Raw genomic sequence first — 23,381 nt, forward strand, 5'->3', positions numbered from 1 at the left:
GCCCCCGCCACCCCCGAACCCGCCGACCGCGCCCGTGAGCAGCGGGCCGAACAGGCCGAGGAAGATCAGCGGCTGGAGCAGCGAGAAGATCAGCGTGAACGGGTCGCGCAGGACGAGCAGGATCTCGCGCGTGAAGACGGCCCAGGTGTCGGCGAGGAACTTCGCGACCCCGGTCCGCAGGAACGCGTCGGTGCCGGGCGTCGTGCGGCTCGCCGGCGTCGAGAGGTCGGTGCGCGTGCTCATGCGGCCTCCTCTCGCAGGCTGCGCCCGGTGAGGTTGAGGAACACGTCGTCGAGGCTCGCCTGCTTGAGCTCGGCCGAGCGCACCGCGAGGCCGCCGACGCGCAGCGTCTCGATGGCCTCGGGCAGCCGGTCCGCGCCGTGGGTCGTCGAGATCCGGACGGTCACGACGCCGTCGGCGCCGCTCGTGGTCTCGACCTGGCCCACGTCCTCGGCGAGCGACGCGCGGACGCGGCCGACGACGTCGGGCACCGCACCCGCCCCCTCGCCGGCGACGCTGCTCCCGCCCGCCGTGGGGACGACCGCGAGCGTGATGACGTCGTCGGCGTGGCTGTGCTTGAGCGCGTCCGGCGTGGCGTCCGCGATGATCTCGCCGTGGTCGATGACGACGACGCGCTCGGCCATGCTGTCGGCCTCGTCGAGGTAGTGCGTGGTGAGCACGATCGTCATGCCGTACCGCTCGCGCATCGCGGCGATGTGCTCCCACAGGTTGGCGCGCGCGTGCGGGTCGAGTCCCGTCGTCGGCTCGTCGAGGAACAGCAGCGGCGGGTGGTTCATGAGCCCGAGCGCCACGTCGAGCCGCCGCCGCTGGCCACCGGAGAGCGACTGGACCGTGCGCTTCTCGAGCCCGCCGAGGTCGAGCGCCTCGAGGAGATCGGTGGCGCGCCGCGTGTACTCGGCGGGCGGCAGGCCGTAGAAGCGGCCCTGGTTGTGCAGCTCGTCGAGCACGCGGTAGGAGTACCCGCCGCCGTTGCCCTGCCCGATGAAGCCGATGCGGGAGCGGACCCGGGCCGGGTCGCGCGCGACGTCGTAGCCGGCGACCTCCGCGGTCCCGGCGGTCGGTTCGAGGAGGCTCGTCAGCATCCTCAGGGTCGTGGACTTGCCGGCCCCGTTGGGGCCGAGGAAGGCGACGAGCTCGCCCTCGCGGACGTCGACGTCGATGCCCTTGACGGCCTCGACGGTCTCTTTCTTGCGGTGGAAGGTCTTGGTCAGGCCACGGGCTCGGATCACCGGAGCCACCCTTTCGTACGCCGTACCGAAATTGAGGATCCACGTTAGCATACGGTGTACGGGAAGAGGCAAGCCTTGGGCCCGCCGAGCTTGTCCGGGCGGGACGCGACCGAAGTCGGAGAGGATACGCACGTGACGACCGACCGCACCGACGAGCGCGACGGCGACCTCGCGCCGTCGGGCACCCCGCAGACCTCGCCCGCGACCCCGGAGCCGGAGGAGCCGGAGCGTCTGCGCGGCGTCGTCGCGGCCGCGGACGCCGGGGTCGCCTCCGCCGTGCAGGCCGCGGAGCACGCACGGGCCCAGTTCACCGAGGTCGTCCGCACGCCGGAGATCACCCGGCGCCTCGCGCTCCTGTGGGACCCGCCCGCGCCCGCGACCCGCGGGCGCAAGCCGCGGCTCACGCTCGAGGACGTCGTGAAGGCCGGGATCGTCGTCGCGCAGGAGGGCGGCCTCGACGCGCTGTCCATGCGCCGCGTCGCGACCGAGCTCGGGGTCGGGGCGATGTCGCTCTACACGTACGTCCCGGGGCGCACCGAGCTCGTCGACCTCATGATCGACCGCGCCTACGCCGAGCTCGACCTGCCCGCGGCGGGAGCCCCGTGGCGGCCCGCGCTCGCGCAGTACGCGCACGAGCTGTGGAACCTCTACCTGCGCCACCCGTGGATCCTCCAGACCAACATGTGGCGCGCCCCGCTCGCGCCCCACGTGCTCGACGCCCAGGAGGCGGGCCTGCGCACCATCGTCGACACCGGCCTCTCCGAGCTCCAGGTCGTCGACACGCTCGGCCTCGTCGACAACTACGTCCAGGGCCTCGCGCGCGCGACGGTCGCCGAGCGCACCGAGCGCGACGCGACCGGCGTCGGCAACGACGAGTACTGGACGACGCTCGGCAGCTTCTGGGAGGACTGGTTCGACGTCGAGCGCTACCCCGTCATGACCCGCGTCTACGTCGCGGGCGGGTTCGACGCCCCGCAGGGCCCCTTCGACGCGAGCCTCGACCGCCTCCTCGACGCCGTCGAGATGGCGATCGACCGCGCGAACGCCGGACCGTCCGAGCAGACCCGACCGGACGGCGGTCCCGGCTGACGCGCGGGCGTCACCCCTGGCAGGATCGACCCATGGATCCCCGCGCCGGCACGCCCGCCCAGCCCAGCGACCTCATCGACGTCGACGCCGTGGTCGGCGCCTACTACGACCTCGCGCCCGACGTCGACGACCCGGCCCAGAAGGTCGTCTTCGGCACGTCGGGCCACCGCGGGTCGAGCCTCGACCACGCGTTCAACGAGGCGCACATCATCGCGATCACGGCCGCGATCGTCGAGTACCGGCGCTCGCAGGGCACGGACGGCCCGCTGTTCATCGGGCGCGACACGCACGCGCTGTCGCTCCCGGCGTGGCAGACCGCGCTCGAGGTCCTCGTCGCGGCGGGCGTCCAGACGTACGTCGACGCGCGCGACTCGTTCACCCCGACCCCCGCCGTCTCGCAGTCGATCCTCCTGCACAACGAGGCGACGACGGTCGACGGCGTCCGCACCACCGGCCCCGGCCTCGCGGACGGGATCGTCGTCACGCCGTCGCACAACCCCCCGCGCGACGGCGGCTTCAAGTACAACCCGCCGCACGGCGGCCCGGCCGGGTCCGAGGCGACCGGCTGGATCGCGGACCGCGCGAACGAGATCCTGCGCGACGGCGTCGCGAGCGTGCGCCGCGTGCCGCTCACCCAGGCGCTCACGTCGGAGCACGTGCACAAGCACGACTTCCTCACCACGTACGTCGACGACCTCGCGAACGTCCTCGATCTCGACGCGATCCGCGACTCCGGCGTGCGCATCGGCGCCGACCCGCTGGGCGGCGCGTCGGTCGAGTACTGGGGCGAGATCGGCGAGCGGTACGGGCTCGACCTCACGGTCGTGAACCCGCAGGTCGACCCGCGGTGGGCGTTCATGACGCTCGACTGGGACGGCAAGATCCGCATGGACTGCTCCTCGCCGTACGCGATGGCGTCGCTCGTGTCGGGGATGACCGGCGACTCCGGCGACGCCGAGGGCGGCGCGCCGTTCGACGTCGCGACCGGGAACGACGCGGACTCCGACCGCCACGGGATCGTCACGCCCGACGCCGGGCTCATGAACCCCAACCACTACCTCGCCGTCGCGATCCAGTACCTCTACGGCGGCGCGCGTGAGGGTTGGCGCGACGACGCGGCGATCGGCAAGACGCTCGTGTCGTCCGCGCTCATCGACCGGGTCGCGGGCGGCCTGGGCCGCCGGCTCGTCGAGGTGCCCGTCGGGTTCAAGTGGTTCGTGCCCGGCCTGCTCGACGGGACCGTCGGGTTCGGCGGCGAGGAGTCCGCCGGGGCCTCGTTCCTGCGCAAGGACGGCCGCGTCTGGTCCACGGACAAGGACGGCCTGCTCCTCGCGCTCCTCGCGTCGGAGATCATCGCGACCACGGGCCGCACGCCGTCCGAGCACCACCGCGACCTCGTCGAGCGCTACGGCGAGTCCTGGTACGCGCGCGTCGACGCGCCGGCGACGCTCGAGGAGAAGGCGACGCTCGGCAAGCTCTCGCCCGAGCAGGTCACCGCGACCGAGCTCGCGGGCGAGCCGATCACCGCGAAGCTCACGAACGCGCCCGGCAACGACGCCCCGATCGGCGGGCTCAAGGTGACGACCGAGAACGCGTGGTTCGCGGCCCGGCCGTCGGGCACGGAGAACGTCTACAAGATCTACGCCGAGTCGTTCGTCTCGGCCGAGCACCTCACCCAGGTCCAGGCCGAGGCGAAGGACGTCGTCTCCGCTGCCCTCGGGAGCTGACGACCCCGCCGAGGTAGAGGCGTGGTCACGACCACGCCTCTACCTCGCGGGACCAGGGCTCTACCTCGTGAGGATCACGTCGTCCGACGGCGCTCGCGCGCGTCCCACGTGTCCGTCGCGACGCGCTGGGCGTCGCGGAGCGCGCGGGCCGGGTCGACGCCCTTGGGGCAGACCTGGGTGCACGCGCCGACCTGGATGCACGGCCAGGCGCCGAACTCGGTGTCGAGGACGTCGGCGCGGTCGAGCTCGCCCGCGTCGCGCGAGTCCTCGTCCCAGCGGCGCGCCGTCGCGACGACGGCCGGGCCGAGGAAGTTGGGCGCGACGTCGAGCTGCGGGCACGCGGCGTAGCAGAGCATGCAGTCGATGCACTCGGCGAAGCCCTTGAACGCGGCGAGCTCGCCCGGCGTCTGCCGGTGGCCCGACGACGGTCCGTGCGCCCGCAGCGCGTCGTCGCCGTCCGGCGTCGGCGGGTCGGTCACGTCCTCGCTCTCCTCGACCCCAGCCCCCACCGAGGGCGGGTCGACGAGCGGGAGCCGCGTCGCGCCGTCGGGCACGAGCCAGGGCTGCACGGTGGCGAGCTTGCCGAGGAACGTGTCGGTGTCGACGACGAGGTCGCGGAGCACCTCGGCGTGCGCGAGCGGCTCGACGACCAGGCCGGACGTGCGGTAGCCGCGCACGAACGTCTCGCACCCGAGCACCGGGCGGCCGTTGACCATGACGCCGCAGCTCCCGCAGACGGCCATCTTGCACGACCACCGGAACGTCAGCGTGGGGTCGGCGTGGTCCTTGACCCACTGGAGCGCGTCGAGCACCGAGGTGCGGTCGTCGTAGGGGACGTCGAACACGTCCCGCCGCCCGGTGCCCGCGCCGTCGGGCGAGGACCGCGCGACCTCCAGCCGCACCGTCCGCGCCTCCACCGGCACCTCTGCCTCGCTCACGACCCTGCTCCCTCCTCCGCCGAGAACGACATGAGGGTCGTCGTCGGGCTCTTTCCGGCCCTCAAGTCGTGCTCGGCGCCCACGGGGTGGGGCGCGGCGTCGGCGCCCACGGGGTGGGGCGTGACCTCCATGCCCCCGTCCCGGGCGAGCCGGACCTCCGAGTGGCGCGGCACGTCGTCGGCGTCCGGGAAGTCGAGGCGCTGGTGCGCGCCGCGGGACTCCTCGCGCGCGAGCGCGGCCGCGACGGTCGCGTGCGCGACGAGCAGGGTCGCGCCGAGCTCGACGGTCGTCGCCCAGTCGGTGTTGAGGACGGCGCTCGTGTCGGCGACGCGCACGTCGTCGTACCGCGCGCGCAGGACCTCGAGCGCCGCGAGCGCCCGCCGCAGCCCGTCGGCGTCGCGGTAGATCCCGGCGTCGGCGTCGAGGACGCGGCCGAGCTCGGCCCGGATCGCGGCGGGCGGCTCGGTGCCGCGCCCGCGCATCGCGAGGTAGCCGTCGGCGATCTCGGCGGCTCGGTCGACGACCTGACCGTCCGCCGACGCGGGACCGACGCCGGCCCCCGCGCCCGCCGCGCCGCCGTCGGACCCGGGGTGCCCGGCCGCGCGCGACCACGCGAGCGCGGCCTCGCCCGCCGCGCGCCCGACGACGAGCGTCTCGACGAGCGAGTTCGACCCGAGCCGGTTGGCGCCGTGCAGGCCGGTGGAGGCGCACTCCCCCGCGGCGAACAGCCCCGCGACGCCGGTCGTGCCGCGCGCGTCGGTGCGGATGCCGCCCATCGTGTAGTGCGCCGTCGGGCGGACGGGAACGGGCTCGGCCGCCGGGTCGACGCCCGCGAACTGCTTGGCCAGGCCGGTCACGAGCGGCAGCCGCTCGGCGAGCCGCTCCTTGCCGAGGTGCCGCAGGTCGAGCAGGACGACGCCGCCGTCCGGCGTCGGGATCGTGCGCCCGTCGCGGTCGGCGTGCCAGAACGCCTGCGACAGCCGGTCGCGCGGCCCGAGCTCCATGGTGCGCGGCACGGGCGCCCCGACGGGCGTCTCCGGGCCGAGGCCGTAGTCGGCGAGGTAGCGGCGCCCGTCGGCGTCGAGCAGCACCCCGCCCTCGCCGCGTGCGGCCTCGGTGAGGAGGATGCCGCTGCCGGGCAGGCCGGTCGGGTGGAACTGGAGGAACTCCAGGTCGCGCAGCGGCACGCCCGCGCGGAGCGCCATCGCGGTGCCGTCGCCCGTGCAGATGCCCGCGTTGGTGCTCGTCCCCCACGCGCGCGCCGAGCCGCCGGTCGCGAGGACCACCGCGGGCGCCTCGAGCAGCAGCGGCTCGCCGCGGTGCTGGTCGTGCACGACGACGCCGCGCACCCGGGCGTCCGGCCCGCCCGGGTCGTCGACCACGAGGTCGAGCACGTGGTGCTCGTCGTACCGGCGGACCGGTCCGTCGGCGCCCGAGTACCGCAGCGAGGTCTGGAACAGGGTGTGGAGCAGGTGGAAGCCGGTCTTGTCGGCGGCGAACCACGTGCGCGCGCGGCTCATGCCGCCGAACCGGCGCACGGCCACGTCGCCGTCCTCCGTGCGCGACCACGGCAGGCCCCAGCGCTCCAGGCGGTAGAGCTCGCCCGCCGCACGCTCGACGACGAACCGGACGGCGTCCTCCTCGCAGAGCCCGGCGCCACCGGCGAGGGTGTCGGCGACGTGCTGCTCCAGCGAGTCGTCGTCGCCCACCACGCCCGCGGCCCCGCCCTCCGCGGCGACGGTGTGCGAGCGCATCGGGTAGACCTTCGAGACGAGCGCGACGACGGGCGCGCGGCGGTCGTCACGAGACGCGGCCTCCGCGACCGCGAGCGCCGCGCTGAGCCCGGCCGCGCCGCCGCCCACGACGACGACGTCGGCACGCTCGACGCGCAGGGCGGTCACGCGCACCCCCACCGAGCGGCCGTCGCGGGGCGAACGCGCAGGTCCGCGCACGCGGGAGTCGTCGGGGAGAGGCGGTGCCGAGGCATAGGGGAAGGGTCCTCGCGCTCCGGCGGCGGCGCAACAGGCGAAGGTCCCGGAGCCGGGCCCGTCTCATGGGCACCGCTCCCCATCGATCCGGAGGCTCGACTCTGGGTAAGGTCCGTGCGGCACCCCTCCCCGAAACACCGGAGCTCCTCATGCGTCCCGTCCGTTCCGCCGCTCGCCTCACCGTCGCCGCCGCGCTCGCGCTCGGCCTCACCGCGTGCACCATCAACCTCGGCGGCGGCACGCCCGAGACGCCGACGCCGGACGAGACGTCCGCCGAGGAGACCGCTCCGGTCGAGGACGCGGAGGAGGTCGACGACGCCGCGGCGGAGGAGACCGGGGCGAGCGGCGAGCTGCCCGACTGGGCGAACCCCGTCACGAACCCGGGCGAGCAGATCTCGACCTTCAACGTCGGCGACGTGCGCATCGACGTCTACCAGGTGGGCGTCACGCAGGCGACGAAGGACGGCCTGTTCGTCGACCCGGAGAACAACCAGCCGATCATCGCCGAGGGCGACGACATCGTGTTCATCAACTACGTCATCACGAACGAGGGCGCGCCGATCGACCTCGGCTCGAGCCTCGTGAGCATCGACGAGCGCTACGACGACTGGCCCTACATGCAGGGCATGGACACGATCGTCGACGACGAGCTGTACGAGGCGCAGGGCGTGAACGACGACGGGATGGCGCCGGGCGCGTACCGCGAGCCGACGGTCTACACGTTCGGCACCGGCCAGTCGTACTCGTACGGCGTGAACTTCCGCTACCAGTCGGGCTCGCCCATCACGTTCGACGGCACGATCGTCCCGGTCGACGCCGAGGGCGAGCTGCTGCACGACGAGCGCATGGAGGGCGAGGGTACGGGCACCATCTCCTGATCCCTCGCGACCCCTCGCGGGTTCGCTGCGGCACGCGAGCGCCCTGGTCCCGTGGGACCGGGGCGCTCCGTCGTCTCAGCGGCGGGCGTCGCACCGCCGCCGGGCGTCGCCTCACCGCCGGGTGAGGTCCTCGTAGTCCGGGTGGCGCTCGATGTAGGCGCGGATGAACGGGCACAGCGGCACGACGCGCTCTCCCGACGCGCGGACCTGGTCGAGCGCGCCCGCGGCGAGCGCGGAGCCGATGCCCTTGCCCTCGAACGCCGGGTCGACCTCGGTGTGCGTGAAGATCACCTTCCCGGGCTCGCGGACGTACGCGGCGAACCCGGCGACGACGCCGTCGTCGGTGCGGGCCTCGAAGCGGTCGCCCTCGTCGGTGACGGTGACGGTCGTGGTGCGGGGTGCGGGGCTCTCGGTCATGGCGCCCATCGTCGCCGCCGGGCGGCCGCCGGACAACCGGCGCGCCGGGGCCGTGCGCCGTGGCGAGACGGTCGTCACGTCCCGCCCCGCGCCGCGAATTCGCTACCGGGCGGACGGCTTCCGGGTGCGACACTGGGACGGTGGTCCAGGATTCCCCGTCGCGCGCTGACGACCCCGAGAACCCCGAGCACCGGCGGGACGACCTGACGACCGACGAGACGACGTCGGGCACCCCCGCGGAGGCGGGGGCGACGTCCCGGAACCCCTACCGCGCCGTGCTCACGCTGCCGGGCGCGTGGCGGTTCTCCGCCGCGGCGCTGGTCGCGCGCCTGCCGATGTCGATGGTCGGCATCGGCACGATCCTCATGATCCAGGGCATCTACGGCGAGTACGCGCTCGCCGGACGCGTCGCGGCCGCGCTCGTCGTCGCGCAGGCGATCGTGTCGCCCCAGATCGCGCGCCTGGTCGACCGCACCGGGCAGCGCGTCGTCATGCTGCCGATGCTCGCCGCGACGACGTTCGGGCTCGGCGGGCTCATCCTGTGCGCCGTGCTGCGGGCGCCCGAGTGGACGCTCTACGTGTTCGCCGCGATCTCCGGCGCGACGCAGGGGTCCTACGGGTCGATGGTCCGCGCGCGCTGGACGCACACCGTGCCCGACGCGCGGCGCCTGCACACCGCCTACTCGCTCGAGTCCGCGCTCGACGAGCTCGTGTTCGTGGTCGGGCCGGTGCTCGCGACGGTGCTCGCCACGAGCGTCTCCCCCTCGGCGGGGCTGGTCGTGCCGCTCGTCGCGGCGGTCGTCGGCGGGCTGTGGTTTCTGTCGCAGCGCGCGACCGAGCCGCCCGTCGTCGTGCCCGAGGCCGGCGTGAAGCAGCGCTCCGCCATGCGGTCGACCGGCATGATCGTGCTCGCCGTGATCTTCGTGGCGATGGGCATCGTGTTCGGCGCCACCGACGTGTCGACCATCGCGTTCGCCGAGGAGCAGGGGCAGAAGGGCGCGGCCGGGCTGATCCTCGCCGTCTTCGCGATGGGCTCGCTCATCTCCGGCCTCGTCTACGGCGCGCGCCATTGGGTGTCGCCGCTGTGGCGCCGGTTCGTCATCGGGATCGTCGCGCTCGCCGCCGGCGTCTCGCTGTTCTTCTTCGTCACGTCGATCCCCGTCCTCGCCGCGGTGATGTTCGTGACCGGGTTCGCCATCGCGCCCACGCTCATCAACGGCAACAACCTCGTGCAGAACCTCGTCGCGCCGAACCAGCTCACCGAGGGGCTCGCGTGGGTCGGCACGTCGCTCGGCGTCGGCGTGTCGATCGGGTCGTCCGTCGCGGGGTCGCGCATCGACGCGGGCGGCGCGCACGCCGGGTTCGAGGTCGTCGTCGCGGCGGCGGCGCTCGCCGTCGTGCTCGTGCTCGTCGCGCTCCGGTCGCTGCGCCGCAGCGCGGACCGCGAGGACGTCGCGCCGGCGCACTGACGCCGTCAGGACGGGTCGGTGCCCGAGAGGTGGGCGCGCTCACCCTCCTGGTCGAAGATCGTGAGGATCTCGACCGGGCCGTCGTGCGCGCCGAACGAGTGCGGCACCATCGTCGAGAACTCCGCCGCCTGCCCCTCGTGCACGAGGATCCGGCGGTCCGCGAGGTAGACGACCGCCGTCCCCGACAGGACCGTGAACCACTCGTGCCCCGGGTGGACGCGCTGGTGCTCGGGGCCCACGGCGCGCTCGGGCGTCAGGCGCATCTTCGCCACCATCGTCCCCGGCCGGTCGCGGGACAGCAGCCACGTGGTCTCCCCCGGCCGGCGCTGCGGCTCGGGCCGGATGACGACGTCCTCGTCGTCGACCGGCTCGACGAGCTGGTCGAGCGTCGTGCCCAGGGCGCGGGCGATCGGCACGAGCTGGTCGAGCGCGATCCGGCGGTGCCCGGTCTCGAGGCGGCTGAGCGTCGACGGGCTGAGGAAGCACCGCGCCGCGAGCGCGTCGAGGGTCCAGCCGCGCGCGAGGCGCAGGCCGCGGATGCGCTGCCGGACGACGGCGTCGAGGTCGGGTTCTTGCGTCATGAGCAAGATCCTATGTCTCAGGCGCAGAATCGTCCTACGGTGGAGGCATGGACTCCCCTCGGCACGACCACCGTCACGGCCACGGCCATGGGCCCGATCACGGGCACGACCACGCCCAGCACGACCACGACGCGGACGGGCTGGCCGAGCTGCTCGAGCTCGACGCGTCCGTCTTCGGCGGGCTCCTCGACCAGGCCGTCGCGGTCGCGGTCGAGCACGCACCGACCCCCACGCGCGTCGTCGTCGACCTGGGTGCCGGGACCGGCACCGGGACGCGCGCCCTCGCCCGCGCGTTCCCCGACGCGGAGGTCGTCTCCGTGGACGCGGACCCCGCGATGCTCGAACGGCTACGCGACGGGCTCGCCGGACCCGGGCTCGAGGCACGCGTGCGCACCGTCGAGGCCGACCTCGACGGCGGGTGGCCCGACGTCGGCACCGCCGACGTCGTGTGGGCGTCCGCGTCGCTGCACCACGTCGCCGACCCGGCGCGCGTCCTGCACGACGCACACGACGCGCTCGCGCCCGGGGGTCTGCTCGTCGTCGTCGAGATGACGGCGACGTCGCCCGTCCTGCCCGACGACGCGGCGCACGCCGACCTCGCCGCGCACCTTGAGAGCGCCGTGGCGCACGCCGGCTGGAACCGCTACCCCGACTGGACGCCCTACCTGACCGATGCCGGGCTGGAGGTCGTCGACCGGCGCGAGCCGACCGCCGTCGTGCCGCCGGGACCGGACGCGTCCCGCTGGGCGCACGCGACCGCCGCGCGCCAGCGCGAGCACCTCGCCGACCACCTCGACCCCGACGACCTCGCCGCGCTCGACGCGGTGCTCGCCGCGACGGCACGGACGGGTCGCGGCGACACCAACGACCCTGCCGACCCGGCGCCCGCGCACACCGTCGGCGCCCGCGGAGGCCGCATCGTCTGGGCCGCCCGCCGCCCCCGCTGAGTGCATGAAATAGTCGCCGTCCGCGCCGAATCCCGCGACTATTTCACGCACTCAGCAGCGAACCCCTTCCCCTGCTGAGGAGAGACATGGACACCACTTCCGAGAACACCGTCCACGACGTCGCGATCGTCGGCGGCGGGCCCGCCGGGCTGAGCGCCGCGGTGACGCTCGCGCGGTCGCTGCGCTCCGTCGTCGTGCTCGACGCCGGCGAGCCGCGCAACGCGCCCGCGGAGGGCGCGCACAACCTGCTCGGGCGCGAGGGCGTCCCGCCGCGCGAGCTGCTCACCGCGGGTCGCGCCGAGGCCGAGGGCTACGGCGCCGAGGTCCGCGACGCGCGCGTTGCCCACGCCTCCGGCGACGCCGAGTCCGGCTTCGTGCTGACGCTCGACGACGGCGCGACCGTCCGGGCACGCCGCGTCCTGCTCGCGACGGGGCTCGTCGACGAGCTCCCCGCCGTCCCCGGGGTCCGCGAGGGCTGGGGGTCGAGCGTGCTGCACTGCCCGTTCTGCCACGGGTGGGAGGTGCGGGGGCAGCGGATCGCGGTGCTCGCGACCGGGCCCGCCGCGGCGCACCAGGTGCTGCTGTTCCGCCAGCTCACGCCGCACGTCACGCTCTTCCAGCACACCGCGCCCGACCTCGACGACGCCACGTGGGAGCAGCTCTCCGCGCTCGGCGTGCGCGTGGTCGAGGGCGAGGTCGCGCGCCTCGACATCGAGGGCCGGGCCGTGCGGTCGGTCGTCCTCGCGGACGGGACGTCGTTCGCGGTGGACGCCGTCGTCGTCGGGCCGCGGTTCGTCGCGCGCGGCGAGCTGTTCGAGCAGCTCGGCGGCACGCTCGAGGAGCAGCCCTTCGGGCGGTTCGTGCCCGCCGACCCGCGCGGCCAGACCGCCGTACCGGGCGTGTGGGCCGCAGGCAACTCGAGCGACCTCATGGCCCAGGTCGGCGCGTCCGCCGCGGCGGGGGTCATGGCCGGCGCGGGGATCCACGGGGAGCTCGCGCTGACCGACGCCGCGGCCGCCGTCGCGCGCCGTCGCACCCCGTCCGCAGCGGCCCGGGCCTGACGCCGAGCCGCCGCCGTCCGCGGCCCCGGGGCCGTCGTCGAACCCGGGGTTGTCACCCAGGACCGTGCCGAACCCGGGGACATCCCCGGGTTCGGCGACCTGGGGTGCGGCAACCCCGGGTTCGACGCCGGGCGGGGCGCGCCGCGACCGTGACGCACGAGACGCCGCCTCACGCTGCGGCGCGCGCGCCCCCGGCGCACGATGGAGACGAACCCGAGCCCACCCGCTGGAGGTACGTCATGCCGTTCGGAATCGGTCGCTCCCCGCAGGACAAGCGCAACCGCACGGTCGCGGACCTGCTCGTCGCGCAGCTCATCGAGGCGGGGGTGCGCCGGATCTACGGCATCGTCGGCGACAGCCTCAACCCCGTGGTCGACGCGGTGCACCGGTCCAACACGGGCGAGAACGCGGGCAAGGGCATCGAGTGGATCCACGTGCGCCACGAGGAGGCGGCGGCGTTCGCGGCGGCCGCGGAGGCCGAGGTCACGGGCAGCCTCGCGGTGTGCGCGGGGTCGTGCGGGCCGGGCAACCTGCACCTCATCAACGGCCTCTACGACGCCAACCGGTCGCGCGTGCCCGTGCTCGCCATCGCGAGCCACATCCCGAGCAAGCAGATCGGCACCGGGTTCTTCCAGGAGACCCACCCCGACCGCCTGTTCACGGAGTGCTCCGTCTACTCGGAGATGATCTCGAGCGCCGACCAGGCGCCGCGCGTCATCAACTCCGCGATCCACCACGCGTACGGCGCGCGCGGCGTCTCCGTCCTCACGCTCCCCGGCGACGTCGCCGACCTCGACGCCCCGGCCGCCGTGCCCGACGTCGCGTGCCGGCCCGCGCCCCCGCGCGTCGTCCCCGACGCGACCGCCGTCCAGCAGCTCGCGGACGCGATCGACGCCGCGAAGAAGGTCACGATCTTCGCCGGGGCGGGCGTGCGCGGCGCGCACGACGACGTCATCGCGCTCGCCGACAAGATCGCCGCGCCCGTGGGCCACTCGCTGCGCGGCAAGGAGTTCATCCAGTACGACAACCCGTTCGACGTCGGCATGTCCGGCCTCCTCGGCTACGGCGCCGCGTTCGACGCCATGCACGACTGCGACCTGCTCGTGCTGCTCGGCACCGACTTCCCGTACGACCAGTTCCTCCCGGAGTCGGTCCGTACGGCACAGGTCGACGTCGACCCGACGCACCTCGGGCGCCGCACGCGCCTGGACCTCGCCGTCGTGGGCGACGTGGGCGAGACGGTGCGCGCGCTCCTGCCGCTCGTGAAGAAGGCGCGGTCGCGCAAGTTCCTCGACTCGATGGTCGCCAAGCACGAGAAGGCGATGACCGGCGTCGTCGGGGCGTACACGAAGAAGGTCGAGCGCACGACGCCGATCCACCCCGAGTTCGTGGCCGACACGCTCGACCAGGTCGCCTCCGACGACGCGGTGTTCACCGTCGACACGGGCATGTGCAACGTGTGGGCCGCGCGGTACATCACGCCCAACGGGAAGCGCCGCGTCATCGGTTCGTTCATCCACGGCTCGATGGCCAACGCGCTCCCCCACGCGATCGGCGTCGCGGCCGCTGGGCGTGAAGGGGGCCGCGAACGCCAGGTCGTCGCGATGTCCGGCGACGGCGGGCTCTCGATGCTGCTCGGCGAGCTGGTCACGCTCAAGCACTACGACCTGCCGGTCAAGGTCGTCCTCTTCGACAACGCGAGCCTCGGCATGGTGCGCCTGGAGATGCTCGTCGACGGGCTGCCGATGTTCGGCACCGAGTCGCCGCAGGTCGACTACGCCGCCGTCGCGAACGCGATCGGCATCCCGGCGGTGCGGGTGGAGAAGCCGAAGGACCTGCGCCGCGCCCTCCAGGAGGCGCTCAACAGGCCCGGGCCGGCGCTCGTCGACGTCGTGACCGACCCCCGCGCGCTCTCGATCCCGCCGAACATCACCGCGGGCCAGGTCCGCGGGTTCGCGGTCGCGATGAGCAAGGAGATCCTCGGCGGCGGCATGGGCGAGGTCGTCTCGATGGCGCGCGCCAACCTGCGCAACGTGCCTCGCCCGTGACGGACGAGCCCACCCTCGCCGACGTCCGCGTCACCGCCCGGGAGGTCTTCGGCTACCGCGACCTGCGCCCCGGGCAGCGCGAGGCGATCTCCGCGCTCCTCGACGGGCGCGACGTCCTGCTCGTCCTGCCGACCGGGGCCGGCAAGTCGGCGGTGTACCAGGTCCCGGGCCTCGAGCTGCCCGGGCCGACGCTCGTCGTCTCGCCGCTCATCGCGCTCCAGCAGGACCAGGTGCGCTCCCTGCTCGAGCTCGGCGACGACGACGCGCGGGCCGCCGCCGTGAGCTCGGCCGTGCCCGCGGCCGAGCGCCGCGCCGCGCTCGAGGCCGCCGCGTCGGGCGAGCTCGAGTTCCTCTTCCTGTCGCCCGAGCAGCTCGCCAACGACGAGGTCCTCGACGCCGTCCGCGCGGCCCGGCCCAGCCTCGTCGCGGTCGACGAGGCGCACTGCGTCTCGACCTGGGGGCACGACTTCCGGCCCGAGTACCTCCGGGTGGGCGAGCGCCTCGACACCCTGGACCCGCGGCCGCCCGTGCTCGCGCTCACCGCGACGGCGTCCCCGCCGGTGCGCGAGGACGTGGCGGAGCGCCTGCACCTGCGCGACGCCGCGGTGATCGTCCGCGGGTTCGCCCGCCCGGGGATCGCACTGGAGGTCGTCCGCGCCGTCGAGGCGGCGGACAAGGACCGCGCGGTCGTGGAGCGCGTGCGCGCGGAGGCGGAGCACGGCGTCGGGATCGTCTACGTCGGCACGCGGCGCCGCACGACCGAGGTCGCGGACGTGCTCGCGCAGGCGGGGTTGCGCACCGCCGCCTACCACGGCGGGCTGCGGCGGGCCGAGCGCGACGAGGCCCAGCGGCGCTTCACCGAGGACGAGCTCGACGTCGTCGTCGCGACGTCCGCGTTCGGCATGGGCATCGACAAGCCGGACGTGCGGTTCGTCGTGCACGCGGACGTCCCCGGCTCCCCGGACTCCTACTACCAGGAGGTCGGGCGCGCGGGCCGCGACGGCGAGCCCGCCGTCGCGGTGCTGTTCTACCGGCCGGAGGACCTGGGTCTGCAGCGCTACTTCGCGGTCGGCGTGCCCGACCGCGACGACCTGCGCGAGGTCGCGCGCGCCCTGGGCCGGGGTGGTCCGGACGACCAGGCGCCGGGATCCTCGGCGCCGGGCGGGCGGGCGCGGCTGCCCCGGCGCCTCGCGCGCCTGCGCGCGCTCGTGGAGGACGCGCGGGCTCTCGCCGGCGAGGACGCGCGCCCGGCCGCGGTGGCCGACGTCGCGCACGAGCTCGCGGAGGCCAGGCGCCGGGTCGACGACTCGCGCCTGCAGATGATGCGCGCGTACGCCGAGACCACGCAGTGCCGCCGCCAGTTCCTGCTCGCGTACCTCGGGGAGGACCTGCCCGAGCCGTGCGGCCGCTGCGACACCTGCTGGGCCGGCACGGCCGCCGAGCGGTCGGCCGACGACCGCTCCGCCCCCTGGTCGACCGGCACCACGGTGCAGCACCCGGAGTTCGGTGCGGGAACGGTCATGGGGTACGAGGGCGACGACCGGGTGACCGTCCTCTTCGAGACCCACGGGTACCGGACGCTGAGCCTCGACGCCGTGGCCGAGCAGGACCTCCTCACCCCGTCCTGACCGGGCCCGGGGGCGCGTACGGGGCCGGTAGCATCGCCGCGTGCTCACCAAGGCGTCGGTCACGCAGGACCAGGTCGCGGCTCTCGTGGCGCCGCTCGGCGAGGCCGTCCGCGTCGAGCCGCTGAGCGGTGGGATGTTCGCGAGCGTGTTCGCCGTGGACCTCGCCGCGACGCCCGGGAGCCCGCCGCCCGACGGCGTCTCCGCGCGCGTCGTCGTCAAGGTCACCGGGGCGGACACGTCGCGCCTGCTGCGCTACGAACACGGCATCCTCACCACGGAGGACGCCGCCTACCGGGCGGCCCACGCCGCCGGGCTCCCCGTCCCGCGCGTGCTGCACGCCGACCTCACGCGCGAGCACGTGGACGGCGACGCGCTCGTCGTCACGTTCGTCGACGGCGCCCTGTGGAGCGGTCGCGAGCTCGACGCCGCGGCGACCGCGGTGGTGCGCCACGGGCTCGGGTCGTTCATGGCCCGGCTGCACCGGATCACGGGCGACCGGTTCGGGTACCCCGCCCCGGCGTCGGACCTCGCCGCGGCGTCGTGGCCCGACGCGTTCGCCCGCATGGTCGGGGCCGTGCTCGACGACGCACGCCGGTGGGGCGTGACCCTCCCCGAGGCCCGTCTGCACGACGCCGTCGCGCGCCACCGCGAGCTGCTCGCCCGCGTGACGGTCCCCCGGCTCGTGCACGCGGACCTCTGGCCCGGGAACGTGCTGCTCGGCCGCACCGACGACGCGGCGGACGCGCCCGGCGACGCGGCCGACCTCGCGATCGTCGGGGTGCTCGACGCCGAGCGGTCGCTGTGGGGAGACCCGCTCTTCGAGCTGGCCGGCGCGGACCAGCTCGGCGCCGGCGCGGTCGACGCCGACCTGCTCGCAGGCTACGTCGCCGCCGGCGGCGACCTCGGCCTGGGCGACGGCACGCCGGGGTCGGGCGATCCCGAGGCCTGGACGCGGCTGAGCCTGTACCGGGCGTACCTCGCGTGCGTCCTCACCGTGGAGGTCGTACCGCGCGCCTACGAGGGCGACTGGGTCGAGGGGTACGCCGGCACCGCGCGCGCGAACCTCCTGCGGCTGCTGGACGAGCTCGGGTCCTGACCGCGCGTCGGACCTTGGGGAGTGCTCCCCATGCCCGGACGGCTTGGGCGGGCTCTCGGCACGGTCGGGTCACGATAGGGTGTGCGTACGTTCACGACAACTCCACACGCCACGTCGACACGACGGTCCGCACGGCCGTCCGCACGGCACCGACACACGCACGGCCGCCCGCCGCAGCAAGGGGACCTCGCATGATCGCGTTCATCGTCATCGGCATCGCCGGACTCGCCCTCCTGCTCCTCTCGCTGCTCGTCGGCGAGATCGTCGACCTGGGTGACGGCGCCGTGTCCGGGACGTCGCTCGGCGTGGGTGGTGTGGTCTTCGGGGCCGTCGGCGTGATCGTGGCGTCCAACGACCTGCCGACGTGGCTCGCGTACGTGGGGTCGCTCGTCGTGGCACTGGTCGTGATGGTGCTGGTCCAGGCGCTGGTCAAGCATCTGCGGGAGTCGGAGGACGGCGTCCCGACGTCGCTCGTCGGCGTGCAGGGCACCGCGACGACCGCGATCGACCCGGCGCGCGGCGAGGTCTCGCTCGACGCCGCGCACGAGCTGGAGCGCCGTCTCGCGTGGGCGGACGAGCCGATCCCGGAGGGCGCGCGCGTCGTCGTGCTCGAGCAGTCCGGGAGCCGCGTGCGCGTCCAGCGCCACTACCCCAACGACTGAGGTCCTCCGAGGACCGACAGCGACGCCCCGCGCGTCGACCCGTGGGTGCCGCGCACCCGCACGCACCACCGGCGGGCCGGCCGGGCACCACCCGGCCTGGCCACCGAGCACTGCCGCACGCCCTGACCTGCCCGCACCCACGGAACGAGACGCGCCCCGGCGCGGACCATGTTCGACGACACGAACCTCATCACGACCCTGGCGATCGTCGCCCTGGTCATCGCGTTCTTCGCGGTGGTCATCTTCATCAGCAAGCGCATCCGCCGCGTCCCGCCGAACGAGGCCCTGGTCATCGTCGGCCGCGGCGCGGGCCGCAAGGAGGCCGCGGGCAGCGGGCAGAAGGTCGTCGTCGGCGGCCGCACGTTCGTGTGGCCGATCCTCCAGCAGGGCTTCTCCATCTCGCTCGAGCAGCGCCAGATCGGCATCACGGTCGAGGGCGTGGACAAGAACCGCATCAAGATCGCCATCAAGGCGTCCATCAACTTCAAGGTCCGTGGTGACGAGGAGGGCGTGCGTCGCGCGGCCCAGCGCTTCCTGTCCCAGCAGGGCACGCTGACGGAGATCATCAAGGAGTCCCTCGAGGGCTCGCTGCGCTCCATCGTCGGCGACATGACGATCGAGCAGATCATCTCCGACCGCAAGGGCCTGTCCGACCGCGTGGTCGAGTCCACCAAGGCCGACCTCTCGGAGCAGGGCCTCCAGGTCGACCTGCTCAACATCTCCGACATCTCGACGCCGGGCTCGGACTACCTCGCCAACCTCGGTCGCGCCGAGTCGGCGCGTGCCCGCCAGGTCGCCGAGGTCTCCGAGGCCGAGGCGCAGCGCGCCTCGGAGTTCGCCGTCATCGACGCGGCCGAGCAGATCGCCGAGCGCCAGAAGGCGCTCGACCTCAAGCGCGCCGCGATCAAGGCCGACACCGACCGCGCGAACGCCGAGGCCGAGGCCGCGGGCCAGCTCGCCCGCGCCGAGCAGGACCGCCTCGTCGCGCAGCAGGAGCGCGAGGCGCTCGCCGAGCAGGCCCGGGTGACGCAGGAGCGCCTCGACATCGAGATCCGCAAGCCCGCCGAGGCCAAGGCGTACGCCGAGGTCCAGGAGGCCAACGCGCGCCGTGACGCCGCGAACGCCGCGACCGAGGCCGACGCGTACAAGCGCACCGTCATCGCCGAGGCGAACAAGACGGCCGCGATCCAGGACGCCGAGGCGTCCGCGCAGGCCGTGCGCCGCGCCGGTGAGGCCGAGCGCGACCGCCAGGTCGCCCTCGCCGCCGGAATCAAGGCCGAGGGTGAGGCGCGCGCCGCGGCGATCGAGGCCGAGGGTCGCGCCGAGGCCGTGGCGACCGACGCCAAGGCCGACGCGCTCCAGAAGTACGGCGAGGCGGCCCTGGTACAGGAGCTCATCGAGCGCCTGCCGGAGATCGTGCGTGCCGCGGCCGAGCCGATCGGCAACATCCAGGGCATGACCGTCGTCTCGACCGACGGCGCGTCCGCGGTCACGAAGAACGTCGCGTCGGTCCTCGGCGAGGGCCAGGGCGTCATCAAGCAGCTCACCGGCGTCGACATCAACCAGCTCATCGCCAACCTCGCGGGCACCCAGCTCGCGCCGTCGCGCGAGTCGTCGACGAACGGCAGCTCGAACTGACCGCCTGACCGGCTCATGCCGGTGGCACGGCGACGGCCCGCCCGGAACGTCCGGGCGGGCCGTCGCCGTGCGGGACGCGCGACCTGCTCAGGTCCAGCCGAGGCGGCCGAACGCGTTGAGCGCGAGCAGGACGCCGAGGATCCCGAGGACCCAACCGGTCATGTCGGTCGCGTTCTTGGTCAGCCACGCGTCGAGCCGGCGCAGCAGCGGGTCGACCGCGCGTGCCGCGACGAGGCGCCCGAGCAGCAGCAGGAGCGCGGGCGCGACCATCACGACGCAGTAGGCCGCGAGGATGCCGCCGGTCGCGGGCCAGCCGACGCCCGATGTCGTGAGCAGCCCGATCGCGGCGAGGTACGGCAGCATCGTCCCGACCTCGATCGCGACGGCGCCCAGCGCGAGCCCCATGAGCGGCAGCACCGAGGGCCGGGTGCGGACCGTGCCGGCACCGGCGGCGTCCGCCTCGATCCCCAGCGCGCGCTCGCGCCAGCGGGACAACCGCCCCGGGCGCGGGGCCGACGTCGTCCCCGTCGTCGCGCCGGGAGCGTCGCCCGCGCCCTCCCCCGGGACGGACGGCCGCGCGACGACCGTCACCGGTCCCGTGGCGGCCGCGCGCGCGTCCCGCCGGGCCGCACGCTTGCTGTCGAACCGGAAGCTCAGCGCGAACAGGCCGATGCCGAGCAGCAGCTGCACGATCGCCGCGGCGCGGGTGTCGAGGGCGTCGCCGAACCGGTCGAGGAAGGCCCCCGCGCCCAGCAGGACGACGATCCCGACGGCCAGGTAGAACGCGGCGACCGTGCCGAGGTAGACGAGCACCCGCCCGGCACGCAGGCGGCCCGGGGCGAGGAGCAGCCAGACGGGGATCAGCAGCGTGCCGAAGCTCGTGGAGTCGATGAGGGCCAGCACGACGAGCACGCCCGCCATCGCGGCGAGCCCGAGGCCCGGCCCGCCGACGGCGTCGAGGTCGAGAGGGATGTCCATGGCGTCGAGCCTCGCGTCCGAGGCACCGTCCTGGCGTCGGGCGAACGACCGACCCGCTGCCCGCGGCGAGCCCGCCCGGGGGACGGTGACGCCGCCGTCGTACACCGTTCGACCGATCCGGGGAACGGCGCGCTGTGCTGGGATGGGTGCGTGAGCACGGAGGACGGCGGCACGGACGAGGTGCGCCCCGTCGCGCCCGGGCGCGACGGCACCTGGCAGGCGGCGGTCCGGTCGCTCCCCCAGGTCTGGCGCATCGAGGACCGCCGGAACGACGCCTTCTCCGCCGTCACCACGTTCGTCCTCGGGTGGGTCCTCCTCGAGGTGGGCCTCGTCGGGATCGTCCGGGCACCGTTCGTCGTCGAGCCGGCGGAGGCGTGGTGGCGGGTCGCCCTGCTCGGTGTCGGGTGCCTCCTCATCCTCGTGAAGCGCGCCCACCCGATCCTGGCGCTCCTCGGGGGCGTCGCCGTCACCGCCGTCGACATCCGGTGGGGCGGCAGCCTCGCGATCACGCTCGTCCTGTGGGACCTGCTGTACGCCGCCGCGCTGTGGTCGGGGCCGCGGGCGCGCGCGTGGCTCTGGGGAGTGGCCGTGACCGTCGCCGTCCTGGGCTCCGTCGCGGCGGGCGAGGCCGCACGCGACGTGCGGCAGTTCGTCTACATGGGTCTCCAGCTCGGCGCCGTGCTTCTCGTGCCGATGTGGTGGGCGACGAACGTACGGACCAAGAGCGAGCTCGCCGAGCTCGCGGGCGAGCGCGCCGACCTCGCGGCGCGCGAGGCCGAGGCCGCGGCACGCACGGCGGACCTGGAGCGGCAGCGGGCGAGCGACCTCGAACGCATCGCCGAGCTCGACCGGCACGAGGCGGTGCAGGCGGAGCGCGCCGCGATGGCGCGCGACCTGCACGACGTCATCGCGTCGCACCTGTCCACCATCGCGATCCACTCCGGCGCCGCGCTCGCACTGCCGCCCGACGCGACGAAGGACCGGGCTGCGCTCCAGCAGGTGCGCGCGAGCGCCGTCGCGTCCCTGGACGAGATGCGGTCGATGATCCTGCTGCTACGCACGGAGGGCCGGCGCGACGACGTCCCCGACGCCGTCGCCGCGCCAGGTCGGCTCGCGGGCCTCGACGCGCTGCTCGACGCCGCGCGCGCGACCACCGCGGTCACGCTCGACGACCCCGACGACGTCGCCGCGTCGGCCCTGCCCGCCGCGGCGGACCAGGCCCTGTTCCGGATCGCGCAGGAGGCCGTGACCAACGCGCTCAAGCACGCGCCGGGGTCGCCCGTGACGGTGCGGCTCGTCCGCGACGGGTCGGCCGTCGTGCTCGAGGTGCGCGACGACGGCGCGCCGGGCTCGGCGGCGCCGGTCGAGGCCCCGCTCAGCGCCGGCACCGGGCTGCTGACCATGCGCGAGCGGGCGGACGGCCTCGGCGGGACGTTCGAGGCCGGGCCGACCACGGACGGCGGGTGGGTCGTGCGCGCGGCCGTCCCGGTCGCCGAGCGCCAGATCGAGAAGGAGAACGCGTGACGCCACGACCGGTCCGGGTGCTGCTGGCCGACGACCACGCGGCGATCCGCGCGGGCCTGCGCCTCCTGCTCGACGCCGCCGACGACGTCGAGGTCGTCGGCGAGGCGTCCGACGGCACCGCGGCGATCACCAACGCCCGGGCGCTGCGCCCCGACGTCGTGCTCATGGACCTGCGCATGCCCGGCGTCGACGGCATCGAGGCCACGCGCGTCATCACGAGCGAAGGGCTCGCCGACGTCCTCGTGCTCACGACCTTCGACCTCGACGAGTACGTCGACGGCGCGCTCCGGGCGGGCGCCGCGGGCTTCCTCCTCAAGTCCGCGGAGCCCGCCGCGCTGCTCGACGCCGTCCGCCGCGTCGCCGACGGAGACGGCGTCCTCGCGCCCGAGGTCACCCGCCGTCTCCTCGCCGCGTTCGCCCGCGGCCCGGCCCCCGACGGCGCCCCGCGCCCTGCGCCGACCACCCGCCCGGGCGGGACGGCCGACCCGGCCGCGGGTCCGCCGTCGGGCACGGCCGGCGCCGCACCGGCACCCGCCGCCGGGCGGAACGCCGCGCGCGGACCGGACCAGGACCCACGGCTCGCCGACCTCACCCCCCGCGAGGTGGACGTGCTCGCGGCGCTCGGCCGCGGCCTCTCGAACCAGGGCATCGCGACGGACCTCTACATCACCGAGGCCACGGCCAAGACGCACGTCTCGCGCGTCCTCGCCAAGCTCGGCGTCGCCACCCGCATGCAGGCGGCCATCGTCGCCCGCGACACGGGCCTCGCCTGACCGCGCCCACGGGCGCGAGCCCGGCATTGCCCCGGTGGTCGTGCCGTCAGCGCGGGAGGTGGCGGGTCGTGCGGTCGAGGTAGGCGTCGGCGTCGAAGTCGTCCATGAGCGCGCTCTGGACGATGAAGCCCTGGCACGCGGCGACGAACAGCGGCGCCTGCTCGGCGCCGAGCTCCGCCGCGCGTGCGGGGTCGAGGCCGTGGGTGCGCACGTGCCAGGCGGCGACGTAGTCGGCGAAGACCGAGCGCAGGCGGGCGAGGACGGCCGAGGCGAACTCGAGGATGCGGGGGTCGGTCACGGCCTCGCCCCAGACCTGGAGCAGGATCGCGGTGCTGCCGATCTCGCGCACCACCCCGTGCATGAGCACGGCGACGAGGTCGGACGGCGGAGGGAGCGGGTCGCGCTCGGCGAGCCGCTCGACGTCGGCGATGCGTCCACCGACGATCCGGCCCGCGACGTCGTGGACGATCGCCATCTTGGAGTCGTAGTAGCCGTAGATCGCGCCGGCGGACAGCCCGGACTCGGCGATGATCTCCGCCATCGAGGTCGCGGCGAAGCCCTTGCGGCGGAACACGCGCAGGGCTGCGGCGGCGATGTCGTCGCGTCGCTGCGCTCGGTACTCGTCACTCACCCGGGGCATCCGCCCACCCTAAACCGAACGAACGTTCTTGACAGGAGGCGACGGGCAG

At 74.7% G+C, this 23,381-nt stretch carries 20 protein-coding genes and 1 pseudogene; 13 read left to right on the top strand and 8 right to left on the bottom strand.

Annotated elements, in window-relative coordinates:
* A pseudogene (locus tag A0J59_RS11425) lies at positions 1-243 on the bottom strand (ABC transporter permease); the annotation flags it as partial.
* Positions 240-1,250, bottom strand: coding sequence for an ABC transporter ATP-binding protein (locus tag A0J59_RS11430; RefSeq protein WP_064316173.1), 1,011 nt, complete (start codon positions 1,248-1,250; stop codon positions 240-242). The pseudogene A0J59_RS11425 and the gene A0J59_RS11430, both read right to left, overlap by 4 nt.
* Before the next feature lie 132 nt (positions 1,251-1,382).
* On the opposite strand from A0J59_RS11430, the gene A0J59_RS11435 reads away from it, so the two are divergent.
* Complete coding sequence (locus A0J59_RS11435) at positions 1,383-2,339, top strand: TetR/AcrR family transcriptional regulator (protein WP_052877478.1); 957 nt, start codon at positions 1,383-1,385, stop codon at positions 2,337-2,339.
* Between the two features lie 32 nt (positions 2,340-2,371).
* Positions 2,372-4,066 carry a phosphoglucomutase (alpha-D-glucose-1,6-bisphosphate-dependent) gene (gene pgm, locus A0J59_RS11440; protein WP_047231900.1) on the top strand — a complete coding sequence of 565 codons (1,695 nt, stop codon included), beginning with the start codon at positions 2,372-2,374 and terminating at the stop codon, positions 4,064-4,066.
* A 74-nt stretch (positions 4,067-4,140) separates the two neighbouring features.
* Here the strand turns inward: pgm and A0J59_RS11445 are convergent, their stop codons facing one another.
* The gene (locus A0J59_RS11445; RefSeq protein WP_064316174.1) at positions 4,141-5,004 is read right to left on the bottom strand and encodes a 2Fe-2S iron-sulfur cluster-binding protein; all 864 of its coding nucleotides are present in this window, start codon (positions 5,002-5,004) and stop codon (positions 4,141-4,143) included.
* Positions 5,001-6,905: an FAD-binding protein gene (locus A0J59_RS11450; RefSeq protein ID WP_172820049.1), complete on the bottom strand. Its 1,905-nt coding sequence runs from the start codon at positions 6,903-6,905 to the stop codon at positions 5,001-5,003. Before A0J59_RS11450 ends, A0J59_RS11445 begins: the two co-directional genes overlap by 4 nt.
* Positions 6,906-7,141: 236 nt before the next feature.
* On the opposite strand from A0J59_RS11450, the gene A0J59_RS11455 reads away from it, so the two are divergent.
* A complete protein-coding gene (locus tag A0J59_RS11455) occupies positions 7,142-7,870 on the top strand; it encodes a hypothetical protein (RefSeq protein WP_064316176.1) in 729 nt (242 codons plus the stop codon).
* Positions 7,871-7,981: 111 nt separating this feature from the next.
* Here A0J59_RS11455 and A0J59_RS11460 read toward each other — a convergent pair whose 3' ends face one another.
* Positions 7,982-8,287 (bottom strand): GNAT family N-acetyltransferase, encoded by a 306-nt coding sequence (locus A0J59_RS11460; RefSeq protein WP_047231899.1) that lies wholly within the window; start codon positions 8,285-8,287, stop codon positions 7,982-7,984.
* A gap of 203 nt (positions 8,288-8,490) precedes the next feature.
* Between A0J59_RS11460 and A0J59_RS11465 the strand changes: the two genes are divergently transcribed.
* The gene (locus A0J59_RS11465) at positions 8,491-9,756 is read left to right on the top strand and encodes an MFS transporter (RefSeq protein ID WP_047232021.1); all 1,266 of its coding nucleotides are present in this window, start codon (positions 8,491-8,493) and stop codon (positions 9,754-9,756) included.
* 5 nt (positions 9,757-9,761) lie between these two features.
* On the opposite strand, the gene A0J59_RS11470 is transcribed toward A0J59_RS11465, so the two are convergent.
* Entirely contained in the window at positions 9,762-10,337 is a 576-nt protein-coding gene (locus A0J59_RS11470; RefSeq protein ID WP_053369297.1) for a helix-turn-helix domain-containing protein, read from the bottom strand.
* Positions 10,338-10,384: 47 nt separating this feature from the next.
* On the opposite strand from A0J59_RS11470, the gene A0J59_RS11475 reads away from it, so the two are divergent.
* The 7 genes from A0J59_RS11475 to A0J59_RS11505 all read left to right on the top strand — a co-directional run bounded on the left by A0J59_RS11475 (position 10,385) and on the right by A0J59_RS11505 (position 19,417).
* A complete protein-coding gene (locus tag A0J59_RS11475) occupies positions 10,385-11,284 on the top strand; it encodes a trans-aconitate 2-methyltransferase (RefSeq protein WP_053369296.1) in 900 nt (299 codons plus the stop codon).
* 86 nt (positions 11,285-11,370) lie between these two features.
* Entirely contained in the window at positions 11,371-12,345 is a 975-nt protein-coding gene (locus A0J59_RS11480; RefSeq protein WP_064316177.1) for an NAD(P)/FAD-dependent oxidoreductase, read from the top strand.
* A gap of 239 nt (positions 12,346-12,584) precedes the next feature.
* A complete protein-coding gene (locus A0J59_RS11485) occupies positions 12,585-14,393 on the top strand; it encodes a pyruvate dehydrogenase (protein WP_064316178.1) in 1,809 nt (602 codons plus the stop codon).
* Positions 14,390-16,021, top strand: coding sequence for an ATP-dependent DNA helicase RecQ (locus A0J59_RS11490; protein ID WP_053369293.1), 1,632 nt, complete (start codon positions 14,390-14,392; stop codon positions 16,019-16,021). Before A0J59_RS11485 ends, A0J59_RS11490 begins: the two co-directional genes overlap by 4 nt.
* 40 nt (positions 16,022-16,061) lie before the next feature.
* On the top strand, positions 16,062-17,117 hold the full coding sequence (locus A0J59_RS11495; protein ID WP_064316179.1) for a phosphotransferase family protein: 1,056 nt from the start codon (positions 16,062-16,064) through the stop codon (positions 17,115-17,117).
* Between the two features lie 191 nt (positions 17,118-17,308).
* The gene (locus tag A0J59_RS11500) at positions 17,309-17,779 is read left to right on the top strand and encodes an NfeD family protein (protein WP_047231893.1); all 471 of its coding nucleotides are present in this window, start codon (positions 17,309-17,311) and stop codon (positions 17,777-17,779) included.
* Positions 17,780-17,947: 168 nt separating this feature from the next.
* Positions 17,948-19,417 (top strand): flotillin family protein, encoded by a 1,470-nt coding sequence (locus A0J59_RS11505; RefSeq protein ID WP_047231892.1) that lies wholly within the window; start codon positions 17,948-17,950, stop codon positions 19,415-19,417.
* A gap of 87 nt (positions 19,418-19,504) precedes the next feature.
* Here A0J59_RS11505 and A0J59_RS11510 read toward each other — a convergent pair whose 3' ends face one another.
* Entirely contained in the window at positions 19,505-20,395 is an 891-nt protein-coding gene (locus tag A0J59_RS11510; RefSeq protein WP_064316197.1) for a GAP family protein, read from the bottom strand.
* Positions 20,396-20,545: 150 nt separating this feature from the next.
* On the opposite strand from A0J59_RS11510, the gene A0J59_RS11515 reads away from it, so the two are divergent.
* Both A0J59_RS11515 and A0J59_RS11520 read left to right on the top strand, forming a co-directional pair.
* Entirely contained in the window at positions 20,546-21,919 is a 1,374-nt protein-coding gene (locus A0J59_RS11515; protein WP_082918953.1) for a sensor histidine kinase, read from the top strand.
* Complete coding sequence (locus tag A0J59_RS11520; protein WP_064316180.1) at positions 21,916-22,692, top strand: response regulator transcription factor; 777 nt, start codon at positions 21,916-21,918, stop codon at positions 22,690-22,692. Before A0J59_RS11515 ends, A0J59_RS11520 begins: the two co-directional genes overlap by 4 nt.
* A gap of 46 nt (positions 22,693-22,738) precedes the next feature.
* Here A0J59_RS11520 and A0J59_RS11525 read toward each other — a convergent pair whose 3' ends face one another.
* Positions 22,739-23,332 carry a TetR/AcrR family transcriptional regulator gene (locus A0J59_RS11525; protein WP_064316181.1) on the bottom strand — a complete coding sequence of 198 codons (594 nt, stop codon included), beginning with the start codon at positions 23,330-23,332 and terminating at the stop codon, positions 22,739-22,741.
* Between the last annotated feature and the right edge of the window lie 49 nt (positions 23,333-23,381).

Source organism: Cellulosimicrobium sp. I38E (assembly GCF_001647255.1).
Classification (GTDB): Bacteria; Actinomycetota; Actinomycetes; order Actinomycetales; family Cellulomonadaceae; genus Cellulosimicrobium; species Cellulosimicrobium cellulans_E.

Coding starts and splice junctions, on each gene's coding strand:
- A0J59_RS11475 (WP_053369296.1), top strand. CDS start 10,385: ATGGACTCCCCTCGGCACGACCACCGTCACGGCCACGGCCATGGGCCC.
- A0J59_RS11505 (WP_047231892.1), top strand. CDS start 17,948: ATGTTCGACGACACGAACCTCATCACGACCCTGGCGATCGTCGCCCTG.
- pgm (WP_047231900.1), top strand. CDS start 2,372: ATGGATCCCCGCGCCGGCACGCCCGCCCAGCCCAGCGACCTCATCGAC.
- A0J59_RS11510 (WP_064316197.1), bottom strand. CDS start 20,395: ATGGACATCCCTCTCGACCTCGACGCCGTCGGCGGGCCGGGCCTCGGG.
- A0J59_RS11455 (WP_064316176.1), top strand. CDS start 7,142: ATGCGTCCCGTCCGTTCCGCCGCTCGCCTCACCGTCGCCGCCGCGCTC.
- A0J59_RS11485 (WP_064316178.1), top strand. CDS start 12,585: ATGCCGTTCGGAATCGGTCGCTCCCCGCAGGACAAGCGCAACCGCACG.
- A0J59_RS11525 (WP_064316181.1), bottom strand. CDS start 23,332: ATGCCCCGGGTGAGTGACGAGTACCGAGCGCAGCGACGCGACGACATC.
- A0J59_RS11500 (WP_047231893.1), top strand. CDS start 17,309: ATGATCGCGTTCATCGTCATCGGCATCGCCGGACTCGCCCTCCTGCTC.
- A0J59_RS11460 (WP_047231899.1), bottom strand. CDS start 8,287: ATGACCGAGAGCCCCGCACCCCGCACCACGACCGTCACCGTCACCGAC.
- A0J59_RS11480 (WP_064316177.1), top strand. CDS start 11,371: ATGGACACCACTTCCGAGAACACCGTCCACGACGTCGCGATCGTCGGC.
- A0J59_RS11470 (WP_053369297.1), bottom strand. CDS start 10,337: ATGACGCAAGAACCCGACCTCGACGCCGTCGTCCGGCAGCGCATCCGC.